Origin of the sequence: Serratia sarumanii (assembly GCF_029962605.1) — a bacterium.
Taxonomy (GTDB): domain Bacteria; phylum Pseudomonadota; class Gammaproteobacteria; order Enterobacterales; family Enterobacteriaceae; genus Serratia; species Serratia sarumanii.
On record NZ_CP124750.1, the window covers coordinates 639,304 to 661,314 of the forward strand.

The 22,011-nt window shown below is 60.9% G+C and carries 21 protein-coding genes and 1 other annotated feature; of the genes, 11 read left to right on the forward strand and 10 right to left on the reverse strand.

What is annotated here, in order from left to right:
- Positions 1–17: 17 nt before the first annotated feature.
- The 3 genes from radA to SSARUM_RS02990 all read left to right on the forward strand — a co-directional run bounded on the left by radA (position 18) and on the right by SSARUM_RS02990 (position 4,302).
- Positions 18–1,403, forward strand: a complete 1,386-nt coding sequence (radA, locus tag SSARUM_RS02980; protein WP_025159617.1) for a DNA repair protein RadA — start codon at positions 18–20, stop codon at positions 1,401–1,403.
- Positions 1,404–1,461: 58 nt separating this feature from the next.
- Positions 1,462–2,736, forward strand: a complete 1,275-nt coding sequence (gene nadR / locus SSARUM_RS02985) for a multifunctional transcriptional regulator/nicotinamide-nucleotide adenylyltransferase/ribosylnicotinamide kinase NadR (protein ID WP_033649128.1) — start codon at positions 1,462–1,464, stop codon at positions 2,734–2,736.
- A gap of 132 nt (positions 2,737–2,868) precedes the next feature.
- A complete protein-coding gene (locus SSARUM_RS02990) occupies positions 2,869–4,302 on the forward strand; it encodes a glycosyltransferase family 39 protein (protein ID WP_033649129.1) in 1,434 nt (477 codons plus the stop codon).
- Positions 4,303–4,333: 31 nt separating this feature from the next.
- Here SSARUM_RS02990 and SSARUM_RS02995 read toward each other — a convergent pair whose 3' ends face one another.
- Positions 4,334–5,335, reverse strand: coding sequence for a zinc-binding alcohol dehydrogenase family protein (locus SSARUM_RS02995; RefSeq protein ID WP_060388146.1), 1,002 nt, complete (start codon positions 5,333–5,335; stop codon positions 4,334–4,336).
- Between the two features lie 97 nt (positions 5,336–5,432).
- Between SSARUM_RS02995 and SSARUM_RS03000 the strand changes: the two genes are divergently transcribed.
- Complete coding sequence (locus tag SSARUM_RS03000; protein ID WP_033637033.1) at positions 5,433–6,344, forward strand: LysR family transcriptional regulator; 912 nt, start codon at positions 5,433–5,435, stop codon at positions 6,342–6,344.
- Positions 6,345–6,385: 41 nt separating this feature from the next.
- Here the strand turns inward: SSARUM_RS03000 and SSARUM_RS03005 are convergent, their stop codons facing one another.
- The gene (locus SSARUM_RS03005; RefSeq protein ID WP_060388145.1) at positions 6,386–7,381 is read right to left on the reverse strand and encodes an NADP-dependent oxidoreductase; all 996 of its coding nucleotides are present in this window, start codon (positions 7,379–7,381) and stop codon (positions 6,386–6,388) included.
- 13 nt (positions 7,382–7,394) lie between these two features.
- Positions 7,395–8,363, reverse strand: coding sequence for an SDR family NAD(P)-dependent oxidoreductase (locus SSARUM_RS03010; protein WP_060388144.1), 969 nt, complete (start codon positions 8,361–8,363; stop codon positions 7,395–7,397).
- A 163-nt stretch (positions 8,364–8,526) separates the two neighbouring features.
- Between SSARUM_RS03010 and SSARUM_RS03015 the strand changes: the two genes are divergently transcribed.
- Positions 8,527–9,432, forward strand: a complete 906-nt coding sequence (locus SSARUM_RS03015; protein WP_033652884.1) for an AraC family transcriptional regulator — start codon at positions 8,527–8,529, stop codon at positions 9,430–9,432.
- 29 nt (positions 9,433–9,461) lie between these two features.
- Here SSARUM_RS03015 and ettA read toward each other — a convergent pair whose 3' ends face one another.
- The 4 genes from ettA to SSARUM_RS03035 all read right to left on the reverse strand — a co-directional run bounded on the left by ettA (position 9,462) and on the right by SSARUM_RS03035 (position 13,663).
- Positions 9,462–11,129, reverse strand: a complete 1,668-nt coding sequence (ettA, locus tag SSARUM_RS03020; protein ID WP_025159620.1) for an energy-dependent translational throttle protein EttA — start codon at positions 11,127–11,129, stop codon at positions 9,462–9,464.
- Between the two features lie 142 nt (positions 11,130–11,271).
- Entirely contained in the window at positions 11,272–11,769 is a 498-nt protein-coding gene (locus SSARUM_RS03025) for an OmpA family protein (protein ID WP_033649136.1), read from the reverse strand.
- 38 nt (positions 11,770–11,807) lie between these two features.
- Entirely contained in the window at positions 11,808–13,055 is a 1,248-nt protein-coding gene (locus tag SSARUM_RS03030; protein WP_033649137.1) for a diguanylate cyclase domain-containing protein, read from the reverse strand.
- Positions 13,052–13,663, reverse strand: coding sequence for a YfiR family protein (locus tag SSARUM_RS03035; protein WP_369783288.1), 612 nt, complete (start codon positions 13,661–13,663; stop codon positions 13,052–13,054). The genes SSARUM_RS03030 and SSARUM_RS03035 overlap by 4 nt, the downstream gene beginning before the upstream one ends.
- 633 nt (positions 13,664–14,296) lie before the next feature.
- On the opposite strand from SSARUM_RS03035, the gene sltY reads away from it, so the two are divergent.
- Both sltY and trpR read left to right on the forward strand, forming a co-directional pair.
- On the forward strand, positions 14,297–16,225 hold the full coding sequence (sltY, locus tag SSARUM_RS03040) for a murein transglycosylase (protein WP_060430875.1): 1,929 nt from the start codon (positions 14,297–14,299) through the stop codon (positions 16,223–16,225).
- Positions 16,226–16,279: 54 nt separating this feature from the next.
- Positions 16,280–16,609, forward strand: a complete 330-nt coding sequence (gene trpR / locus SSARUM_RS03045) for a trp operon repressor (protein WP_004933017.1) — start codon at positions 16,280–16,282, stop codon at positions 16,607–16,609.
- Positions 16,610–16,620: 11 nt separating this feature from the next.
- Here the strand turns inward: trpR and yjjX are convergent, their stop codons facing one another.
- Complete coding sequence (gene yjjX / locus SSARUM_RS03050) at positions 16,621–17,139, reverse strand: inosine/xanthosine triphosphatase (RefSeq protein WP_033637040.1); 519 nt, start codon at positions 17,137–17,139, stop codon at positions 16,621–16,623.
- 101 nt (positions 17,140–17,240) lie between these two features.
- On the opposite strand from yjjX, the gene gpmB reads away from it, so the two are divergent.
- Positions 17,241–17,888: a 2,3-diphosphoglycerate-dependent phosphoglycerate mutase GpmB gene (gene gpmB, locus SSARUM_RS03055; protein WP_025305227.1), complete on the forward strand. Its 648-nt coding sequence runs from the start codon at positions 17,241–17,243 to the stop codon at positions 17,886–17,888.
- On the opposite strand, the gene robA is transcribed toward gpmB, so the two are convergent.
- Positions 17,885–18,754, reverse strand: a complete 870-nt coding sequence (robA, locus tag SSARUM_RS03060; protein ID WP_033637041.1) for an MDR efflux pump AcrAB transcriptional activator RobA — start codon at positions 18,752–18,754, stop codon at positions 17,885–17,887. The genes gpmB and robA overlap by 4 nt on opposite strands.
- 342 nt (positions 18,755–19,096) lie before the next feature.
- Between robA and creA the strand changes: the two genes are divergently transcribed.
- Entirely contained in the window at positions 19,097–19,576 is a 480-nt protein-coding gene (creA, locus tag SSARUM_RS03065; protein ID WP_033637043.1) for a protein CreA, read from the forward strand.
- Between the two features lie 51 nt (positions 19,577–19,627).
- Here the strand turns inward: creA and arcA are convergent, their stop codons facing one another.
- On the reverse strand, positions 19,628–20,344 hold the full coding sequence (arcA, locus tag SSARUM_RS03070; RefSeq protein ID WP_004933003.1) for a two-component system response regulator ArcA: 717 nt from the start codon (positions 20,342–20,344) through the stop codon (positions 19,628–19,630).
- Between the two features lie 629 nt (positions 20,345–20,973).
- Here arcA and SSARUM_RS03075 point away from each other — a divergent pair.
- Together SSARUM_RS03075 and thrL are read left to right on the forward strand one after the other, a co-directional pair.
- Positions 20,974–21,660: a tRNA/rRNA methyltransferase gene (locus tag SSARUM_RS03075; protein WP_043148163.1), complete on the forward strand. Its 687-nt coding sequence runs from the start codon at positions 20,974–20,976 to the stop codon at positions 21,658–21,660.
- 212 nt (positions 21,661–21,872) lie between these two features.
- Entirely contained in the window at positions 21,873–21,941 is a 69-nt protein-coding gene (gene thrL, locus SSARUM_RS03080) for a thr operon leader peptide (protein ID WP_086581142.1), read from the forward strand.
- Positions 21,880–21,997 (forward strand) — a sequence feature (Thr leader region). Its footprint overlaps the gene before it by 62 nt.
- The last annotated feature ends 14 nt before the right edge of the window (positions 21,998–22,011 follow it).

Below are 22,011 nucleotides of genomic sequence, written 5' to 3' on the forward strand. Positions count from 1 at the left end.
AAAGATTGAGGTAAGACGTGGCAAAAGCGGCAAAACGGGCATTTGTGTGCAATGAGTGCGGGGCGGACTATCCGCGTTGGCAGGGGCAGTGCAGCGCCTGTCATGCCTGGAACACCATCACGGAAGTGCGTTTGGCCGCGTCGCCCGCAGCGGCGCGCAACGATCGCCTCAGCGGCTATGCCGGCGACGCCGGCGTCAGCAAGGTGCAGAAGCTGTCGGAAATCAGCCTTGAGGCGCTGCCGCGCTTCACCACCGGCTTTCTCGAGTTCGATCGCGTGCTGGGCGGCGGCGTGGTGCCCGGCAGCGCCATTCTGATCGGCGGCAACCCCGGCGCCGGCAAGAGCACCCTGTTGCTGCAGGTGCTGTGCAAACTGTCCGAGCAGATGAAAACCCTGTACGTCACCGGCGAGGAGTCGCTGCAGCAGGTGGCGATGCGCGCTCATCGGCTGGGGCTGCCGACCGGCGGCCTGAACATGCTGTCGGAAACCAGCATCGAGCAGATCTGCCTGATCGCCGAGCAGGAACAGCCGAAGCTGATGGTGATCGACTCGATCCAGGTGATGCACATGGCGGACATTCAGTCTTCGCCGGGCAGCGTGGCCCAGGTGCGCGAAACCGCCGCCTACCTGACGCGCTTCGCCAAGACGCGCGGCGTGGCGATCGTCATGGTCGGCCACGTCACCAAAGACGGCTCGCTGGCCGGGCCGAAAGTGCTGGAACACTGCATCGACTGTTCGGTGCTGCTGGACGGCGACGCCGATTCCCGCTTCCGCACCCTGCGCAGCCACAAGAACCGCTTCGGCGCGGTCAACGAGCTGGGAGTGTTCGCCATGACCGAACAGGGGCTGCGCGAAGTCAGCAACCCTTCGGCGATCTTTCTCAGCCGCGGCGATGAAGTCACCTCCGGCAGCTCGGTGATGGTGGTGTGGGAAGGCACCCGGCCGCTGCTGGTGGAGATCCAGGCGCTGGTGGATCACTCGATGATGTCCAACCCGCGCCGCGTGGCGGTGGGCCTGGAGCAGAACCGGTTGGCGATCCTGCTGGCGGTGCTGCACCGGCACGGCGGGCTGCAGATGTCGGATCAGGACGTGTTCGTCAACGTGGTCGGCGGGGTGAAGGTCAGCGAGACCAGCGCCGATCTGGCGCTGCTGATGTCGCTGGTGTCGAGCCTGCGCGATCGGCCGCTGCCGAACGATCTGGTGGTGTTCGGCGAAGTGGGGTTGGCGGGAGAAATCCGTCCGGTGCCGAGCGGCCAGGAGCGCATCTCCGAAGCGGCCAAGCACGGTTTCAAGCGCGCCATCGTGCCGCACGGCAACATGCCGAAGAAGCCGCCGGCCAACATGCAGGTGTTTGGGGTCAAGAAGCTGGCGGACGCGCTCGACGTGCTGGAAGAGTTTTATTAATGTCGCCGACGGCGAGTAAGATATGCTATTTTGTTTAGCATACTAAACGGAGGTGGCCATGCCGCAATTTGATTACCTGAAGACGTCCATTAAGCAAAAAGGCTGTACTTTGCAGCAGGTGGCGGATGCCAGCGGCATGACCAAGGGCTATCTGAGCCAGCTTTTGAACGACAAAATCAAAAGCCCGAGCGCGCAAAAGCTCGAGGCGCTGCACCGTTTTCTCGGGCTGGAGTTCCCGCGTAAAGAGGTCAAAGTCGGCGTGGTGTTTGGTAAATTTTACCCGCTGCACACCGGCCACATCTATCTGATCCAGCGCGCCTGCAGCCAGGTGGACGAACTTCACGTTATCTTGTGCCACGATGAACCGCGCGACCGCGAGCTGTTCGAGAACAGTTCGATGTCGCAACAGCCAACGGTCAGCGATCGCCTGCGCTGGCTGCTGCAGACCTTCAAGTACCAGAAAAACATCCATATCCACTCGTTCGACGAGCAGGGCATCGAACCCTATCCGCACGGCTGGAACGTGTGGAGCGACGGCATGAAGGCCTTTATGGAACAGAAGGGCATCGTGCCGAGCTTCATCTATTCCAGCGAAGCGCAGGATGCGCCGCGCTACCGCGAGCATCTGGGCATCGAAACCATCTTGGTCGATCCCGAGCGTTCGTTCATGAACATCAGCGGCAATCAGATCCGCCAGGATCCGTTCCGCTATTGGGACTACATCCCTACCGAGGTGAAGCCGTTTTTCGTACGCACCGTGGCGATCCTCGGCGGCGAGTCGAGCGGCAAATCGACGCTGGTCAACAAGCTGGCCAACATCTTCAACACCACCAGCGCCTGGGAATATGGCCGTGATTACGTGTTTTCGCACCTGGGCGGCGACGAGATGGCGCTGCAGTACTCCGACTACGACAAAATCGCTCTCGGGCAAGCGCAATACGTGGATTTCGCGGTCAAGTACGCCAACAAGGTGGCGTTTATCGATACCGATTTCGTTACCACCCAGGCGTTTTGCAAAAAGTACGAGGGGCGTGAACACCCCTTCGTGCAGGCGCTGATCGACGAATACCGTTTCGATCTGGTGATCCTGTTGGAAAACAACACGCCGTGGGTGGCGGACGGCCTGCGCAGCCTTGGCAGCGCCGCCGATCGCCTGGCGTTCCAGCACCTGCTGGAGGAGATGTTGCGCGCCAACAACATCGAGTACGTGCACGTTGAATCCAGCGATTACGAAGAGCGTTTCCTGCGCTGCGTCGAGCTGGTGCAGCAGCTGCTGGCGGCGGACGCTGGCCGGTTGGCGAATGCGCCCGCCCATTGCCACGCCGCAGGCTGAGAAAATTAGCGGAATGTGCGGTCGCGGCGGCAGAAACGCCTCTGTGGCGCACATTTAACGGCTTGTTTAAACATGGTTCATTCGGTAGCGACTAGGTTAAGATTTTCTTTACAATAACGCTCAGAAGAAGACATGTCTTATCGCTTACTCGTTCTCTGGTTGATCTGCTATGCCGCAGCCTGGACGCTGCTGACCGTTCATCTCGATCCCACTCTGCCTTACGACGCCGTCGAGGCGCTCAACTGGGGCCTCAACGCCGAGTGGGGCTCACCGAAAAATCCTTGGCTGGTCGGTGCGGCGATGCAGCCGGCGATCTGGCTCCCGTGGCTGCCGCTGAACCTGTACTGGTATGGCGGGCACTTCATCGCCATCGCCATCGGCATGTTGGGCGTCTGGCTATTGGCGCGCCGCCTGAGCGGCAGCACCTCGCTGGCCTGGATGGCGCTGCTGACGCTCAACCTGTCCGGCATCATCAATTTCGACATCATTCCCTACAACGACAATTACCTGTTGGTGATGCTGTGGCCGTGGATGGCGCTGTTCTTCCACCTGGCGATCTCGCGTTCGGCCAACTGGTGGCCGGCTTTCGCATTGGTGGCCGGTCTGGCGATGATGGCGAAATACTCGACCTTCGCCTTCGTCTATTTCGCGGCGCTGTCGACGCTGTTCGTACCGCAGATCCGCCGCTGCTATCGCCAGCCGCAGTTCTATCTGGCGGTGGCGATCTGGTTGGCGCTGGTGCTGCCGAACCTGTTCTGGCTGTGGAACCATGACTTCGCCGCCTTCAAGTGGGTGGATTCGCAGATCAAGATGCAGCTCAACCTCGATATGCTGCAGTCGCTGCTGCTGGTGTTCTATCCGTCGCTGGCGCTGTGGGTGATCCTGCGGCGCAGCGGGGCAGTGCTGGCCTGGCCAGCGGCGTTGCCGATGCGGGTGTTGCTGTGGGTCTACCTGTTGCCGCTCGGCATCATTACCTTCTGGTTCTCTTTCAACGTCGGCGGCCGGCTGACCGAGTGGCTGCAGCCGTTCTTCATGCTGGCGCCCGCGCTGCTGGTCGGCTGCGTGCGCCAGCCGCCGGTGCGTTCGCTGCGCGCGGCGACCATCGGGCTGATGTGCGCGGCGCTGGCGGTCTATCTGGGGTATGCCGCGGTGATGCTGGGCAACGTGCGCAACGCCGGCCAGAAAATGGTGGGTATCAAGGCGTTCAGCGTCGGAGTGGAGCGGCTGTGGCAGGAGCGGTATGGCGTCAGCCTGCGCTACGTCGGCGGCGAATACCTGTCGCAGTGGATGACGGTGTACGCCGGCTCCCGGCCGCAGACCATTACGCGCTGGTCCAATCATACGCGCCCGAATATCTACAACGTCAACATCAGCTATCCGCAGATTGCGCAGCACGGCGTCGCTCTGTTCGGGCGGTTGGGTGAAGACTGCGCGCACAGCGACTTCGGCGGCGAGCTGGCCCACTGGCCGAAGATGCGCCTCGATTGGCAGCAGACGCTGACGTTCCGCGCCGATCCGCATGCCGACGAGCAAGCGCTGTGCGTCGGCTTCGTTCGTCCGCAGTAACGGCGGCGCAAAACGCCGCCGCGATTCAGGCTTAGTAAGCGATAACCAGCTTGCCTTGCATATGGCCGCCGAGCAGCCGTTGATGCGCGGCGGTCAGCGTTTCTACCGACAGCCCGTGCAGGGTTTCGCTCAGCGTGGTGCTCAGCTTGCCTTCGTCCAGCAACTGCGCCATCTGCAGCAGGATCTTGCCTTGCTGCGCGATGTCCGGGGTGGTGAACATGCTGCGGGTGAACATGAATTCCCAGTGCAGCGCGGCGCTTTTCAGCTTCAGCGCGTTTTGATCCAACGGCTGCGCGTTCTCGACGATGGTGCAGATATGGCCCAGCGGCGCGACCAGCTCGGCCATCGCCGGCCAGTGGCCGTCGGTATCGTTCAGACAGAGGATGTAATCCACCTGCTCGATGCCGTGCTGCGCCAGGTTGCCCTTCAGATCGCGGTAGTCCACCACCAGATCGGCGCCGCGTTCATGGCACCAGGCGGCGGATTCCGGCCTTGAGGCGGTGGCAATCACTTTCACCTTGCTGCGCAGCGCGGCCAGCGGAATGGCCAGCGAGCCGACGCCGCCGGCGCCGCCGATGATCAGCAGTGTCTTGTGCTCCGGCGCATCCTGAATGTTCAGGTGTTCGAACAGCGCTTCCCAGGCGGTGAGGGCGGTGAGCGGCAGGGCGGCGGACTCGGCCCAGTTCAGGCTGCGCGGCTTGTGCGCGGCGATGCGTGAGTCGATCAGCTGGTGGCTGCTGTTGCTGCCGGGGCGGGTGATGTCGCCGGCGTACCACACTTCATCGCCGGGCTTGAAGCCGCTGACGCCGCTGCCCACCTCTACCACCACGCCGCTGGCGTCCCAGCCGAGGATGCGCGGCTGCTGCAGGCCGCTCTTTTGCAGACCGGCGTGCACTTTGGTGTCCACCGGGTTGACCGACGCCGCTTTCACTGCCACCAGCAGATCGTACTGGCCGGGAACCGGCATCTCCGGTGAGATTTCGATGAAACCGGCGGGGTTCTGCGGGTCTACGGCAATGGCTTTTATCGACATGATTGTGCTCCTTTTAAATGATGTCCCCAGTGTAGACCCGCGGCAGTGGGGTGATAAGATGGACAATATCTAACGGAGTGTTCGTTTAAGGTGAACAATGGAATTCAAACAGCTGCAGGACATGGCGCTGTTCGCGCTGGTGGCGGAGTGCGGCAGCTTCACCGCCGCCGCGCAGCGCGTCGGGTTGCCGAAGTCCAGCGTCAGCCAGCGCATCAGCCAGCTCGAACAGACGCTGGGGCTGCGCTTGCTCAATCGCACCACGCGCCAGCTGAACCTGACCTTCGCCGGTGAGCGCTATCTGGAACATTGTCAGGCGATGATGTCCGCCGCGGAACGCGCCGATCTGGCGTTGCAGCGGCTGCGCGATAACCCGAGCGGCCGCCTGCGCATTTCAACGCCCGCCGGGCTGGGGGCGACCCTGGTGGCGCGGCTGGCGGCGGATTTTCAGCGCCAATACCCGGACGTTTCGCTGGAGGTGTCGGTGTCCGACGCCATGGTGGATCTGGTGCAGGAAGGCTTCGACGCTGCGCTGCGCACCGGCAAGCCGCAGGATTCTTCGCTGATCGGTCGCCGTCTCGGGTATGCGCCGCGCTATCTGTTGGCCGCGCCGTCCTATCTGGCGCAGCATCCGCCGATCGAACACCCGCAACAACTGCAACAGCATCGCTGCATTGCCCACCGCGCCTGGACGGCCTGGAACCTGCGCTGCGGCGACGACTACTACCGTTGGCAGCTGCCGCTGGCGCACACCACCGACAACCTGCTGTATGCGCGTGAATGCGCTATCGCCGGCGCGGGGATCACGCTGTTGCCGGCGTTTCTCAGCCGCGAGGTGGTGGCGCAGAAGCTGTTGGTGGAAGTCTTGCCGGCGTGGCGCGCGGAGGGCAACGAGCTGTATCTGGTTTACCCGAGCCGCAAGCTGAACTCCCCGGCGCTGGCCTGCTTCATCGATGTGGTGCTGCAGCATCCGGCGTTCGACGACTATGCCCGCGAGCTGCCGCGGGAATAAGAACCAAGGAAGCCCAGGCCGCTCCTGGGTTAAACAAGATATTACGTCACTTGCACGATGCGCTTTCCTGTGTTCTCCCCCGCCAGCAGGCCAACCAAGGCCGCGGGCAGCAGCTCAAAACCGGCGATCAGATCTTCGATGACCGCTAATTTCTTCTCCGCGACCCAGGCCGTGAGCGCCGTCAGCGCCTGTTCTTGTCGGTGAAGGAAGTCGGCCACCAGGAACCCCCGCATCGTCAAGCTGTTGACGATCAGCAAACCGGGGATCCCGGCCGGCGCGGCCGGTGGGGAGGCCGTATCGTACTGCGACACCGCGCCGCAGCAAACAATGCGCCCCTGTTTCGCCATGTGCGGCAGGCAGGCCGCCAAAATATCGCCGCCGACGTTGTCGAACAGCACGTCAATGCCGTTGGGGCACGAGCGGCGCAGGCCGTCATGCAGATTCCCCGCCTTATAATCTATCGCCGCGTCGAAACCCAGCCTGTCCGTCAGCAGAGCCGTTTTGGCGGCGCCGCCGGCAATGCCCACCGTGCGGCAGCCGTGGAGCCGGGCGATTTGTCCGGCGAACATGCCTACCGCCCCTGCGGCGGCAGAAATGACGACGGTTTCACCGGCCTTGGGGCGTCCGCATTCCAGCAGGCCGAAGTAAGCGGTGAGTCCGGGCACGCCGTAAACGCTGAGCAAGTGCGTATGCGGAACGATGTCCGGCTGTTTGAGCGCCTCAGCCGCCGGCAGGGCCGTGAAGGTTTGCCAGCCGGTTTCCGCCAACACGATATCGCCGGCGGCCAGCAGGGAAGAGCGCGACGTGACGACTTCGGCCAGCGTCGTCGCGGCCATGATGTCTCCTGGCTGCAATCCGGAACGATAGGTGACGCCCTGCATCCAGGCTCTGCTGGCCGCATCCAAAGGCACGTAAAGCGTGCGCAACAGAACCTCTCCGGGGCCGGGGATCGGCATCGGGGTCTCGCGAGTCTGAAAACAATCGACGGTCAGCTTTCCCTGTGGGAGTTTACCGAGGATGATTTGGCGATTCTGCATAGGGGGCTCCTGTTTAAATCTTGCCGAAGATGTCGATGCCGGTGAGTTGCGCCGACAATTCCCACAGGCGTTGGGCCTGTTCAGGATCGACGGCGTAGCTTTTTACGCCGCTGAAGGAAAGGCCCTCGTCATCGTTGCGCCGGGCGATATCGCAGTCTTCGCAATACAATCCGCCAAGGCCATTGAGTTGAGGCGATGTCGCCGCCCACACCTGGGTTGCCGCACCCTGTTGCGGCGTTTTCAGCATTTCCGGGTGTGCGGGTTTGCCGTCGGCGTCGATCCAGTCCAATGCGAACATCTCTTCCTGCGAGAGGTAACGCTGCAGTGGCGTGGGGATCATGCCGGGATGCAGCGTGAAGGCGCGTACACCGGCGGCTCGTCCTCGTTTGTCGAGGTGCACGGCGAATAACGCATTAGCGGTTTTCGACTGGCCGTAGGCCCGCCACTTGTCATAGCCGCTGTGAAACTGCACGTCATTCCAGCGTATGGCGCTGGCATGGTGGCCGGAAGAGGAGATGACGACAACGCGGGCGCCGCCCGCCAATGCCGGCCAGAGATGGTTCACCAGCGCGTAATGCCCCAGGTGGTTGATCGCGAATTGTGCCTCCCAGCCTGGGCCGATGCGGGTTTCTGGACAGGCCATGATGCCGGCACCGCAGATCACCATATCGAGGTGGACGCCGGACGCCAGAAGATGTTGCGTGAACTCTCTGATGTTGTTCAGATCGGCCAAATCAAGCTCATAAATGTCGACGTTGCTGATACCGGCGAGGGCCAGACGAGTGCGGGCGATGACGGGATCGCGGGCGGCGACAATCACCTGTGCTCCCGCCTGCGTCAATGCGCGAGTCGTTTCCAACCCCAGGCCGGAATGGCCGCCGGTGACTAGCGCCGTCATGCCGGCCAGTTGACGATCTTTGAGCACGTCGGCGGCGGTGGTGGTGGCGTTGAAGCCAGAGCCGATGGGCGTTTGTTTGTTCATTGGGGATTCCTCGCTGTGGTTGGCTGTGACACAGGGAGTGTAAATCGGCGCTATCCGGCGGATGAATGCAACAAAAACCTAATTTCTGTCGCCATCGTCCTAAAGTCTTCGACCAGCGCATCGCGCGGGTTATGCTCTTGCAAGATCTTTATGGGGAGAGGATATGGATCCTTTATCGGAAGTGCTGGCGCCACTGAACAGCCAGAATGCGTTTTTCGGCGGCCTGAAGGCCGGCGGCGACTGGGCCGTTCATTTTCCCGCTCCGCAAGGCGGGAAGTTCAACGCGGTGGTGCGCGGCGGCTGTTGGTTGGCGGCGGAAGGGCTGGCAGAACCGCTGTGGCTGGCGGCCGGCGACTGTTTACTGCTGACTCGCAGCCTGCCGCTGACCGTCGGCAGCGACTTGTCTCTTCCGGCGCTCGACGCCGACGCGCTTTATCTGCAGGCGCAAAACGGCGTGGCGAGCTGCGGCGAGGGGGAAACGTGCCTGTTTATCGGCGGCCGTTTTAGCTTTGGCGAGGAGGTGGAGCGGCTGTTCGGCAGCCTGCCCGCGTTGATGGTGATCCGCGGGGGCACGGAAGAGGCAGCCGTGCTGCAATGGGCGCTGCAGCGGCTGGCGGATGAGCTGGTGAGGCCTTCGCCGGGCAGTACGTTGATGGCGCATCATCTGGGGCAAATCATGTTGACCCAGGCGCTGCGGATTTACCTGATGGGGGAGGAGAGTGCGGCGTCCGGCTGGCTACCCGCTTTGTTCGATCCGCGCATCGGCGCCGCGATGCAGGCGGTACATGCCGATCCGGCCCGGCGCTGGACGGTGGCGGCGTTGGCCGACGCGGCGAGCGTTTCCCGTTCGACGTTGGCGCTGCGCTTCAAGCAGAAAGCCGGCATGGCGCCGCTCGAGTACGTGTCGCGCTGGCGCATGCTGCTGGCGGCGCGGGCGCTGCGTACCGGCGGCGAACCGGTCTCCGCTATCGCGCAGCGTTTGGGGTACGATTCCGACAGCGCTTTCAGCCACGCGTTCAAACGCGTGATGGCGTGCTCACCGCGCGACTATCGCCGGGCGCAGGCGTAAAAAAGGCGCCGCATGCGGCGCCTCGGGCATTACTTGGCGATCTTCTTGTACTTGATGCGGTGCGGCTCGAGCGCGTCGGCGCCCAGCGTACGCTTTTTGTACTCTTCGTACTCGGTGAAGTTGCCTTCGAAGAATTCCACCTTGCCTTCATCCTGGTAGTCCAGAATGTGGGTGGCGATACGGTCGAGGAACCAACGGTCGTGCGAGATCACCATGGCGCAGCCAGGGAATTCCAGCAGGGCGTTTTCCAGCGCGCGCAGGGTTTCGATATCCAGGTCGTTGGTCGGTTCATCGAGCAGCAGCACGTTGCCGCCAACCTGCAGCAGCTTGGCCAGGTGCAGACGGCCACGCTCACCGCCGGACAGCTCGCCCACGCGTTTGCCCTGATCGACGCCCTTGAAGTTGAAGCGGCCGACATAGGCGCGGCTCGGCATCTCGGTGTTGCCGATGCGCATGATGTCCTGCCCGCCGGAGACTTCTTCCCACACGGTTTTCGAACCGTCCATGCTGTCGCGGAACTGATCGACGGACGCCAGCTTGACGGTGTCGCCCAGCACGATGCTGCCGGAATCAGGCTGTTCCTGGCCGGACATCATGCGGAACAGCGTGGATTTACCCGCGCCGTTCGGACCGATGATGCCGACGATTGCCCCTTTCGGCACCGAGAACGACAGGTCGTCGATCAGCAGGCGGTCGCCGTAGGACTTGCGCAGGTTGCTGACTTCGACCACTTTGTCGCCCAGGCGTGCGCCAGGTGGAATGAACAGTTCGTTGGTTTCGTTACGTTTCTGGTATTCGGTGTTGTTCAGCTCTTCGAAGCGGGCCAAACGGGCCTTGCCTTTGGACTGGCGGCCTTTGGCGCCCTGACGCACCCACTCCAGCTCTTTCTCGATCGACTTGCGGCGAGCGGCTTCGGCGGACGCTTCCTGCGCCAGACGCGCGTCTTTCTGCTCCAGCCAGGAAGAGTAGTTGCCTTCCCATGGAATGCCCTCGCCGCGGTCCAGTTCGAGGATCCAGCCGGCCACGTTATCCAGGAAGTAACGGTCGTGGGTGATCGCCACCACGGTGCCTTCGAAGTCGTGCAGGAAGCGTTCCAACCAGGCCACGGACTCGGCGTCCAGGTGGTTGGTCGGTTCGTCCAGCAGCAGCATGTCCGGTTTTTCCAGCAGCAGGCGGCACAGCGCGACGCGGCGGCGTTCACCCCCGGACAGGTGGGCGATTTTGGCGTCCCAGTCCGGCAGGCGCAGCGCGTCGGCGGCGCGTTCCAGTTGGGCGTTGAGGTTGTGACCGTCGTGCGCCTGAATGATCTCTTCCAGGCGACCCTGTTCGGCGGCCAGCTTGTCGAAGTCTGCACCTTCTTCGGCGTACAGCGCGTACACTTCGTCCAGGCGCTTCAGCGCGCCGACCACTTCCGCCAGCGCTTCTTCCACCGACTCACGCACGGTGTGTTCGAGGTTAAGCTGCGGCTCCTGCGGCAGGTAACCGATCTTGATGCCCGGCTGCGGGCGCGCTTCCCCTTCGATATCGGTATCGATGCCGGCCATGATGCGCAGCAGGGTGGACTTACCGGCGCCGTTCAGGCCCAGTACGCCGATTTTGGCCCCGGGGAAGAAGCTCAGGGAGATGTTTTTCAAAATATGACGCTTCGGCGGTACCACCTTGCCGACGCGGTGCATGGTATAGACGTATTGAGCCACGTTGCTCTAAGCCTCTCTATATCAGTATTTATAGGATGTCTGGCGGCATGAGTGTAGCCCGTTTCGATCTCGGATCCCAGACATCGCTCAGCGATCGCTAAGTATAACCGTTTATGCGCCGATAAAGGCGCATATTGGTGGCTTATGGCGTGACGACGATCGCGACGCGGCGGTTTTCCGCGCGGCCGCTGGAGGTGCGGTTGTCGGCAACGGGATCGCGCTTGCCCATGCCGCGGGTTTCGATATTGGCGCGCGGAATGCCGACGCTGGCCAGCAGATCGGCCACCGCATCGGCGCGGCGCAGAGAGAGCTGGTCGTTATAGCTGTCTTCACCGTAGTTGTCGGTATGACCGTCCAGGCGGAACTTGGTGATGCCGACGCTCAGCAGCGCGCGGCCCATCTTCTGCACCGTCTCGGTGCTTTCCGGGTTCAGCTTGCCGATGTTGTTGCCGAACAGCACTTTATCCGACAGGCCGAACTCCCAGCCGTTATCGGTCAGTTTGAAGCCCTGCGATTGCAGCAGCGCGATCTGCTCGGGCGTCAGGCCCTGCGGTTTGCTCTGGCAGCCGGCGAGCGCCAGCAGGGCGACGAACACCATCGTCAGCAGTGAAAAACGACCTTTAAACAGTTGCTGTATCATAGTCAAAATCCCTAGTTCAAGTGTTATAGCCGGGGCTCTTATTTATGTATAGCCAGCCGCCAGCCTCCGTTATAACGATGCTTTGCCTGATACATCGCATCGTCAGCTTCGTGCAAAAGACCCTGAGGCGTCGACGCGTGATCAGGGTACAGCGCAATACCGATACTCAGAGAGGTAATGACCGCCTCGTCGTTCGGCAAAATGACCGGTTGCGTCATGCAATCGATGATGTTGTCAGCGATCTGCAGGACATCTTCCGTGCCGTGTACCGGCGCCAGCAGCACGGCAAATTCATCCCCGCCCAGACGCGCGACCAGATCGGTCTCGCGCAGCTGCGCGCGAATGCGCCCGGCAATGGTGGTCAGCACCGCATCGCCTGCGGCGTGGCCATAACTGTCGTTCACCTCCTTGAAGCGATCGCCGTCGATAAACAGCACCGCCAATTTCGCCGGCGGTTCGATATCGCCCAGCGCCCGGCTCAGCCGCCCTTCGAAGAAGGCGCGGTTCGGCAATCCGGTCAGGCTGTCGTGCGTCGCCCGGTGAGCCAGCGAGTCGTTCTCCTGCTTCAGATGGGCCTGCCAGGCCTCCAGCTCGTCGAGCAAGCCGTTGAAATCGTTGCTGAGCTCATGCAGCTCGGCGATCGGCGCCGACGGCACCCGCAGGCCGAAGGTGCGATCGCGGCGCACCGCGTGCGCCACGTTGGCGATGTCGTCCAGCGAACTGACGATGCCGACCAGCATACGGCGCGACAACACCAGAGCGCACAGGGTGCTGAGCACCATGCAGGCGATCATGCCGACCAGGCCGCGCAACAGGAAACGCAACAGGCTGCCGCCGTTGCCGCTCAACCAGACCTGGCCGACCTGTTTGCCCCCGTGAGAAATAGGCAGGATGACCGGCTCGGGCAGCGCCCAGTGCGCAACCATCTGCTCCAGACCGTGCAGCGGGCTGTCGGAGGGATGGCGCCAGCTGGCCAGCATCTTGCCTTTATTATCCAGAATGCGCGCCTCCAGGATCTCTTCGTTGGAGGCGATCAGCATCAGCGCCTCACGCGCGGCGGCGCCGTCTTCAAACACCACGGCGGCCTCGACGGTATAGCTGATGGAGCGCGCGATCAGGTGCAGGTTGTGGTCGGCATAGGCGCGCAGCGCAAACAGCGCCACCAGCGTCAAAAAGATGCCGGCGGTGCCGACGGCGATCAGCGCCAGCCCAAGATGCACCCGCTGCAGCACTCGGCCCAGCGTCGGACGCGCATTGCCGGCGCGGTTTCTGTGCAACAGCCTCATAGCGGCGGCGCCTGTTTGCGTGCCAGCTGCAGCACGTTGGGGTGAACGCGCACGCCGCTGCGCGCCAGAGCGTCCAGGTTGACCTTGAAACTGGCCTGGTCCCCATCGATCTGCAGGCAAAATGCGCTGCCGGCGGAGCATTCGCTATCGTTCTCGCTGATGCTGAGAATGGAGTTGCCGGAAATGCGCTGCATGAAATTTTGTCTCTGCGCGGCGGTGATGTTCCCTAAGTAGATGACATCGCAGCCGGTACTCAGCGTTGGGCTGTCGAACGGCACACGCTCGGCTTTAATCGGACGCGGGGCGCTCAGCAGGATCGGATCGAACAGCCCTTCGGCATACTGGGTGGGTGCGGTCACGCACAAGCGGATCGGATTGGGTTCACGCGACCAGCGGGCGTAGCTGATGATGCCTACCACCACGGTCGTCACGGCGTGCGTGCGTTTTTGATAGGGATCATCGGCGGCGCGCGCAGGCCCGGACAACGTCAGCAGCACCAACAACACGATCAGCAGCAGGCGACCGATATTCAGACGTGCGCCAAGGAAGCCCGGCACGGGGCTTTTTGCGCAACGCATCGCTATCGCGGTCTTATTCGCCATCTTCACCCGCCATTCCGGCCTGATCCACCGCCCGCAGGCCGTGGCCTGACAAGGAAAAGTTCGGCCCGCTTGAAGGGACAATCGTTTTGCTGAAAGCTGTCAGTCGCACTGCCTAATGAACACTATCTCACCCATAATTGGCGCGGATTGTATTATAAGATGTCTTCGTTGGGCGCTTTATGTGCTGTTTTCTCGGAATTATCCTACTTATTTTTGATAGTATAAAAATGCCTACCCGGGTTTGCCACCGCTTTTCTGCAAAGTTGGCGCGTTTGGCCAGCTGTCAGGCGATTTGCGCAACGGCGGCGTCATCTCACAAATGCAATAATGTCATAGCTAATAATTAAAAATTATTTTACTTCTCTTATAAATGCCGGGGTGGCTAATAAAAATCCGGTGGCTGGAAATATCCCGTCGGCCTGATTTGTCAGCCAAAGTAAACGTTTTTTACCTGGCTCCCGTCATGGCGATACACTTCTTCTTCTACAGTATTGAATGGATGAGCGATTGCGCTGTCTATGGTAGATATCTGCGTCCGGGCCGTGCGCCCGGCTTTATTTTGTCCCGCTGCGCCGTGGCGCGGCGGTCACCGGGGAGCTGGGCGGCTCCTGCGGTCCAACCAGTGAGGAAAGAGCGAGGATGGTCAAGGTGGACAAGCGACGGCTGTTGGCAATGGGCCTGTGCCTGACGGCGTTTTCAGGCGCGGCGCTGGCGGATTCTCTGGATGCGCAACGTCAGCGCTACCAGCAGATCAAACAGGCGTGGGACGGCAATCAGATGGGCGTGGTGGCGCAGCTGATGCCGACGCTGCGCGATTATCCGCTTTATCCTTACCTGGAATACCGCGAGCTGACACAGGATCTGAGCCAGGCGGGGTTCTCCGAGGTGAACGACTTTATCAAACGCAACCCGACGCTGCCGCCGGCGAAATCACTGGCCCCGCGCTTCGTCAATGAGCTGGCGCGGCGCGAAGACTGGCGCACCCTGTTGGCCTTCAGCCCGCAGCCGCCCAAACCGGTGGCGGCGCGCTGCAACTATTACTACGCCAAGTGGGCCACCGGCGATCAGCAGGCGGCCTGGAGCGGCGCCGACGAACTGTGGCTGAACGGCAAAACGCTGCCGGGCGCCTGCGATCGGCTGTTCAGCGTCTGGCGCGGCGCAGGCAAGCAGACGCCGCTGGATATTCTGGCGCGCATGAAGCTGGCGTTGAAGGAGGGCAACAGTTCGCTGGTCAGCAACCTCTACAGCCAGCTGCCGGCCGACTACCAGACCATGGGCAACGCCCTGGTGCGTTTGCAAAACGATCCGACCACCGTGGAAGCCTTCGCCCGCAGCGTGGGGCCGACCGACTTTACCCGCGCCGCCACCGGCATCGCCTTTGAGCGCCTGGCGCGGCAGGATGTGGAAAACGCGCGGGCGATGATCCCGACGCTCGCGCGGCTGCAGAAAATGAGCGACGACGAGCGGCTGGGGCTGGAAGAGGCGGTGGCCTGGCGCCTGATGGGCAGCGATGCCACCTATGAACAGGCGCAGTGGCGCGATCGGGTGATTCTGCGCAGCCGTTCGCCTTCGCTGCTGGAGCGCCGGGTGCGCATGGCGTTGGGCAACGGCGATCGGCAGGGCGTGGCGACCTGGCTGGCCCGCCTGCCGGAAGCGTCGCGCAACAAGGATGAGTGGCGCTACTGGCGCGCCAGTCAGTTGATGGACGAAGGCAAACGCGCCGAAGGCGAGGAGATATTGCGTAACCTGATGACCGAACGCGGCTTCTATCCGATGGCGGCGGCGCAGAAGCTGAACGCCACTTACCCGGTGATGGTGGCGGTGGCGGCCAAGCCGCGCGCGTCGCTGGTCGACGGGCCGGAGGTTGCCCGGGTGCGCGAGCTGATGTACTGGAACATGGACAACCTGGCCCGCAGCGAGTGGGGCTCCTACGTCGCCAGCCGCAGCCGACCGGAACAAGAGGCGCTGGCGCGCTACGCCTTTGAGCAAAAATGGGCCGATCTGAGCGTGCAGGCGACCATCGTCGGCAAGCTGTGGGATCACCTGGAGGAACGCTTCCCGGTCGCCTGGCCGCAGGAGTTCCGCCGCGCCACCGATAACAAGGGGATCACCACCAGCTATGCGATGGCGATAGCGCGCCAGGAGAGCGCCTGGAATCCGAAGGCGCAGTCGCCGGTTGGCGCTTCCGGCCTGATGCAGGTGATGCCGCGCACCGCGCAGCATACGGTGCAGATGTTCAATATTCCCGGCTACGTCGGCCCGAGCCAGCTGTTCGATCCGCAGACCAACATCACCATCGGCACCAGCTATCTGGAGTCGGTCTATCAGCAGTTCGGCCGCAACCGGATCCTGTCGAGCGCCGCCTATAACGCCGGCCCGTCACGGGTGAACACCTGGCTGGGCAACAGCGCGGGGCGTATCGATCCGGTGGCGTTCATCGAAAGCATTCCGTTCTCGGAAACCCGCGGCTACGTCAAGAATGTGCTGGCCTACGATGCGTTTTACCGCTATCTGACGCACCGGCCGGCCAAGGTGCTGACCGACGCCGAGTGGCAGAGACGTTATTGATTTTGACGGCCCTATGGTATGCTGCTGTACTAGTTAAATAGTATGGTGGCTGCCATGACGCAATTATCGTTAAACGACCCCGCTCTTTCAGAACAAGGCAATGAGGATTGGCTGCGCTTCGTCGCGCTGCTGCAGAATTCGTTTGCGCAAGAGCTGCATCAACCGCTGCTGCAGCTGATGCTGACGCCGGACGAGCGCACCGCGCTGGGCACCCGGGTGCGGATCATTCAGGAACTGATGCGCGGCGAGATGAGCCAGCGCGAGCTGAAAAATGAACTGGGCGCGGGGATCGCCACCATCACCCGCGGCTCGAACAGCCTGAAAGCGGCTTCACCCGAGCTGAAACAGTGGCTTGAGCAGCAGCTGTTGCACGACGCGCCCTAGCGGGATCGGTGCTATTGCTGATAGATGGCGTTGTGAAACGGCACCAGCGCCAGCAGCAGCGCCTGGTGGTAAACGCTGGTGCGGCTCAGCCGGCCGTCGGTGAAGACGCCGATGGCGCCGCCCTGGCGCTTCACCTCGGCATTGCCGGTGATCGCCGCCATTTCGCTGCCCAATTCGCGACCGGCGCGAATACCTTGTAAGATGACTTCCGGCAGCATCAGGCTCGCCGAGCGGGATTCGCCGCGGATGTGCGGGTTCTCGATGGTCATCCAGGCGAAGGTCATATTCTCTTCAATCCCGGCTTCCACGCCGACCCAAAAATCGGCCTCGGGTCTGACCTGGCGCGCTTCCATGACGCGTTGACGCGAACCGGTGCGGGTTTCGTGGTTGCCTATCGGCTGCAGCGAGACGCCGCTGGCGACGTCAACGGATTCAATGCGGTATTGGTTCGCGCCAAAGACGTCATCGAAGGCCAGTTGAATAGCCTTGATCTTTGCCGGGTTGGTAGTTGCAGCGACAACATGGTACATAACGGGTTTGATATCCTTCTGGCCGATACACCGGGCAGCGGCAAAAGCGCCGCCGGGCCGGGGATAAACGCAAATTTCACGCAGTATAACGGAAAACAAAAATGTTACAGGTATACCTCGTTCGCCATGGCGAAACGGAATGGAACGCGGCTCGCCGCATCCAGGGTCAGTCCGACAGCCCGTTAACCGCCATGGGTGAACACCAGGCCCGTCTGGTCGCCAGGCGCGTCAGTAAGGAAGGCATTACGCACATCATTACCAGCGATCTGGGGCGCACGCGCCGCACCGCGCAGATCATCGCCGAAGCCTGTGGCTGCGAAGTGATAGGCGATCCGCGTTTGCGTGAGCTGCACATGGGGGTTCTGGAAGAACGCCTGATCGACAGTTTGACGCCGCAGGAAGAGCAGTGGCGCAAACAGATGGTCGATGGTACTCCTGACGGCCGTATCCCTCAAGGCGAATCCATGGAGGAGCTGGGCGAGCGCATGCGCGCCGCGCTGGAGAGCTGCCTGATGCTGCCTGAAGGCAGCAAGCCGCTGCTCGTCAGCCATGGCATCGCGTTGGGGTGTTTGATCAGTACGGTGCTGGGGTTGCCGGCCTATGCGGAACGCCGTTTGCGCTTGCGCAACTGTTCACTGTCGCGCGTCGATCACCAGCAGAGCCCGTGGCTGGCTTCCGGCTGGATCGTGGAGACGGCGGGCGATGTCACGCATCTGGACATGCCCGCGTTGGACGAACTGCAGCGTTAACGCCGAATCGGGATCAGGTAATCGCACTTGATCTCGATAGGTGCCTGATGCGGACGGCGCTCGCCTTTCGGGTAGAAGCGTTCGATGTCGTGCCCTTTGCGGCGCGTCAGCTGGAGCGCCGGCAGGCAGGTGCCGTAGACCGTCAGAATAAAGTCTTGCAGGCCCTCAGTGGGCCCTTCGTAGCTGAACATCGCAAACTCACCGCCCGGCAACACCAGCGGCTGGCCTTCCTGCGCCTTGTCAGGCACCTGATCCGGCTCCAGCGCCGTGGTGTACAGCACTTCCTGTTCGTCGTCCTTCTCCTGGCTCGGCCGCGAGTGGTGCAGCCCGTACAGCACCGGCGGCAGGGTTTCGACGTCACCGAGGAACTGACGCCAGAACTGCGAGCGCAGCTCGGTGCGCACGGTGGTGATCTGTTCCAGCGTACACGAGTAGCTTTGGGTCAGGCCGACCAGGCGCTTGTCCGGCAGCGAGACGAATTCCGGCTGCGGCAGGGTGAAAGCCCCCAGACGGATCGGCGGGCAGATGCCGAATGCGTTCCAGTCCTCGGCGCGGCGGTACAGCGCCGGCGTTTGCGCAAACTGTTTTTTGAAGGCGCGGGTGAAGGTCTGCTGCGAGTCGAAGCGATACTGCAGGGCGATATCCAAAATCGGCCGGCTGGTCAAACGCAGCGCGACGGCGGCTTTGGACAGCCTCCTTGCCCGGATGTAAGCACCGATGGCGTTACCGGTAATATCTTTGAACATCCGTTGCAGGTGCCATTTGGAATAGCCGGCCTTGGCCGCCACGTTATCCAGCGACAAGGGTTGGTCCAAATGGCTTTCCAGCCAGCTAAGCAGATCACGAATGATACCGGCTTGATCCATAGATCTTCCTCGTAAAGCTTGGGGGTAGGAACCCGAACTGTTGATTCGTCACGCTGGTGCTGCGCTATCAGACCGATCCATGAGCCATTATGCGTTGCACTCTTTGCCTCTGCTGCGCTTGCCGCGCCAGAGTTGGATTGGGGTACACCGTAGTGGGCGCAAAGAAATAACGACGCCGCATCATAGCAATTTTTTTACTCCGCGACTCTCAAAGATTTTTGTCACGCTCTGTGCTAAAACGGACGGTGCGGACCCGTAAAAAACCGATTCCGTGAGCTTAGACATAAATAATGGCGATCGCCGAACCTATTTTTGCGGCAAGGTTATATCGGAGTTAAGTAAATGAAAAAAGGCTGGATATTTTTATTCGGTTTGGTTTGCGCAACCGTTGGCAGCGCGCAGGCGGAGCAGGTGGGCTCCGTTGATACCGTGTTTAAATTGTTGGGGCCGGACCACAAAATCGTGGTGGAAGCATTCGACGATCCGGATGTTAAAAATGTAACTTGTTATATCAGCCGCGCCAAAACCGGCGGCATCAAAGGTGGTCTGGGGCTGGCGGAAGACACCGCCGACGCGGCCATTTCCTGCCAGCAGGTGGGTCCTATCGAGCTGAGCGACAAGATCAAAAACGGCAAGTCGGAAGGCGAGGTGGTATTCCAGAAACGCACCTCGCTGGTGTTCAAGAAGCTGCAGGTGGTGCGCTTCTACGACGCCAAGCGCAATTCGCTGATTTACCTGAGCTACTCCGACAAGGTGATCGACGGTTCGCCGAAGAACGCGCTGAGCGCGGTGCCGATCATGCCGTGGGCTGAGACGAAATAAAAAAACGGGGTTCAGCATGCTGAACCCCGTTTTCATGACGGCAGGCCGGAATTACTCTTCCAGATCGCCGCAGAAGCGGTAGCCTTCGCCGTGAATGGTGGCGATGATTTCCGGCGTGTCCGGCGTCGATTCGAAGTGTTTGCGAATGCGACGGATGGTGACGTCCACGGTGCGGTCATGCGGCTTCAGCTCGCGGCCGGTCATTTTCTTCAGCAGTTCGCCGCGGGACTGGATCTTGCCCGGGTTTTCGCAGAAGTGCAGCATGGCGCGGAATTCGCTGCGCGGCAGCTTGTACTGTTCGCCGGCCGGGCTGATCAGCGAGCGGCTGTTGATGTCCAGCTCCCAACCGTTGAACTTGTAGCTCTCGACCAGGCGGCGCTCTTCGCCGAGGCTGCCCAGGTTCATGGTGCGCGACAGCAGGTTGCGCGCGCGGATGGTCAGCTCACGCGGGTTGAACGGCTTGGTGATGTAATCGTCGGCGCCGATTTCCAGGCCGAGGATTTTGTCCACTTCGTTATCGCGACCGGTCAGGAACATCAAGGCGACGCTGGCCTGTTCACGCAGTTCGCGCGCCAACAGCAGGCCGTTTTTGCCTGGCAGGTTGATGTCCATGATGACCAGATTGATATCATTTTCAGACAGGATATTGTGCATCTCTGCACCATCATTGGCTTCATGAACAATGTAGCCTTCCGCCTCGAAAATGCTCTTCAGGGTGTTACGAGTGACTAACTCGTCTTCGACAATCAGAATGTGCGGGGTCTGCATATTTGCTACCTAAAATTGCCAACAAAATAGAAAATCGGAAGTACAGAAGTCTTTGTTTTCTTAGAGGAGGGCAGAGATAGCGCCACGTTCCCTCTCAGCAAATGACTAAAGTACGTAAACTCGTTCTTGATGCACTTTCCATCTCATGTCAACAAGATCGCTAGCCTGGTGGGGATGCTGTTCCCTACAACCCCTGGGGTGCCAAATTGGCGCATATCCTAACCCCATTAACAGCAATATAACAGCGTGTGCCGAATTCATCACCCAACAAAACTACGCTTTGTTGACATATATCAAATTCAATTGTAGCACGTTAACAGATTTGTGAAAAACACTTACAGAAATGCCAGTTTAAGTCACAGAACCTCAAATTCTGTGAACGATTCAGCATTATCCGGCCCGATAGGATACAATTATTCGCTTATTGATCATCGCCTTGTTTTAACTTATTGATAAATAAATGCAGTAAAACATAAGCACGAATAATGACTATTACGACGGGTTTATTAGCTCAACGAGCCGTTTAATCTTGTTTGTTGCTATTAACGCGTTTATTGTTACGCAATTGTAAATATAAGCGGGCGCTGCGCCATCGTCAAAAGCGCAGGCCTGCCTTCGGTGGAAGAGTGATGCAGCTTCATATTGTTTTAGTGGCTCCGGCGCGGCCGGAAAATGTCGGCGCGGCGGCGCGCGCGATGAAAACCATGGGCTTCACGTCGTTGCGCATCGTCGACAGCGAGGCGCACCTGCAGCCGGCGGCGCGCTGGGTGGCGCACGGAGCCGGCGAGATCCTCGACGGCGTGCAAACGTTCACCACGCTGGAACAGGCGCTGGCGGACGTGGATTTCACCGTCGCCACCACCGCCCGCAGCCGCGCGCGTTTTCACTATTACTGCACGCCGCCCGAGCTGCTGGAACAGCTGAGCGAGCGCAAGCAGTGGGTCGGCCAGGCCGCGCTGGTGTTCGGCCGCGAAGATTCCGGCCTGACCAACGAAGAGCTGGCGCTGGCGGATTTGCTGACCGGCGTGCCGATGCAGGCGGACTATCCGTCGCTTAACCTGGGCCAGGCGGTGATGGTTTACTGCTACCAGCTGGCGAGCCTGATGGGCGTCAGCACGCCGCAGGAAACGGCGGCGTCGGAAGGGCAGCTCAAGGCGCTGCGCCACCGCGCCGATGCCTTGTTGAACGCATTGGATGTCGGCGATGACCAAAAATTGCGCGACTGGCTGCACCAGCGGCTCGGCGCGCTGCAACAGCGCGATACGGCGATGTTGCATACGCTGCTGCACGACATCGAAAAAAAACTCGCCAAGTGATAGCGGCTCCATCAGACGGTTACCCAGCGTGATCCACTGGTAAATCGGCTTTAAGTTGTTTTTTTGTTCTGTCGTTTTGCTTTTCACCTGTTGCATCGCGCATTACCGTCGCTGAACGGAAAATAAGCAAAAAAAAGAAATCGTTTGACTTGGGATAGCGATTGCTTTAACCAATAGAGGGGACAGAGTATTTCATGAGACAGACAGACAACATGCGCAACATCAGCCTGAAAACCACAATTATTACCACCACCGATACCACAGGTAACGGGGCGGGCTGACGCGCACAGGAAACACAGAAAAAAGCCCGCACCTAATCAGTGCGGGCTTTTTTTTCGGCTTAAATTCGGA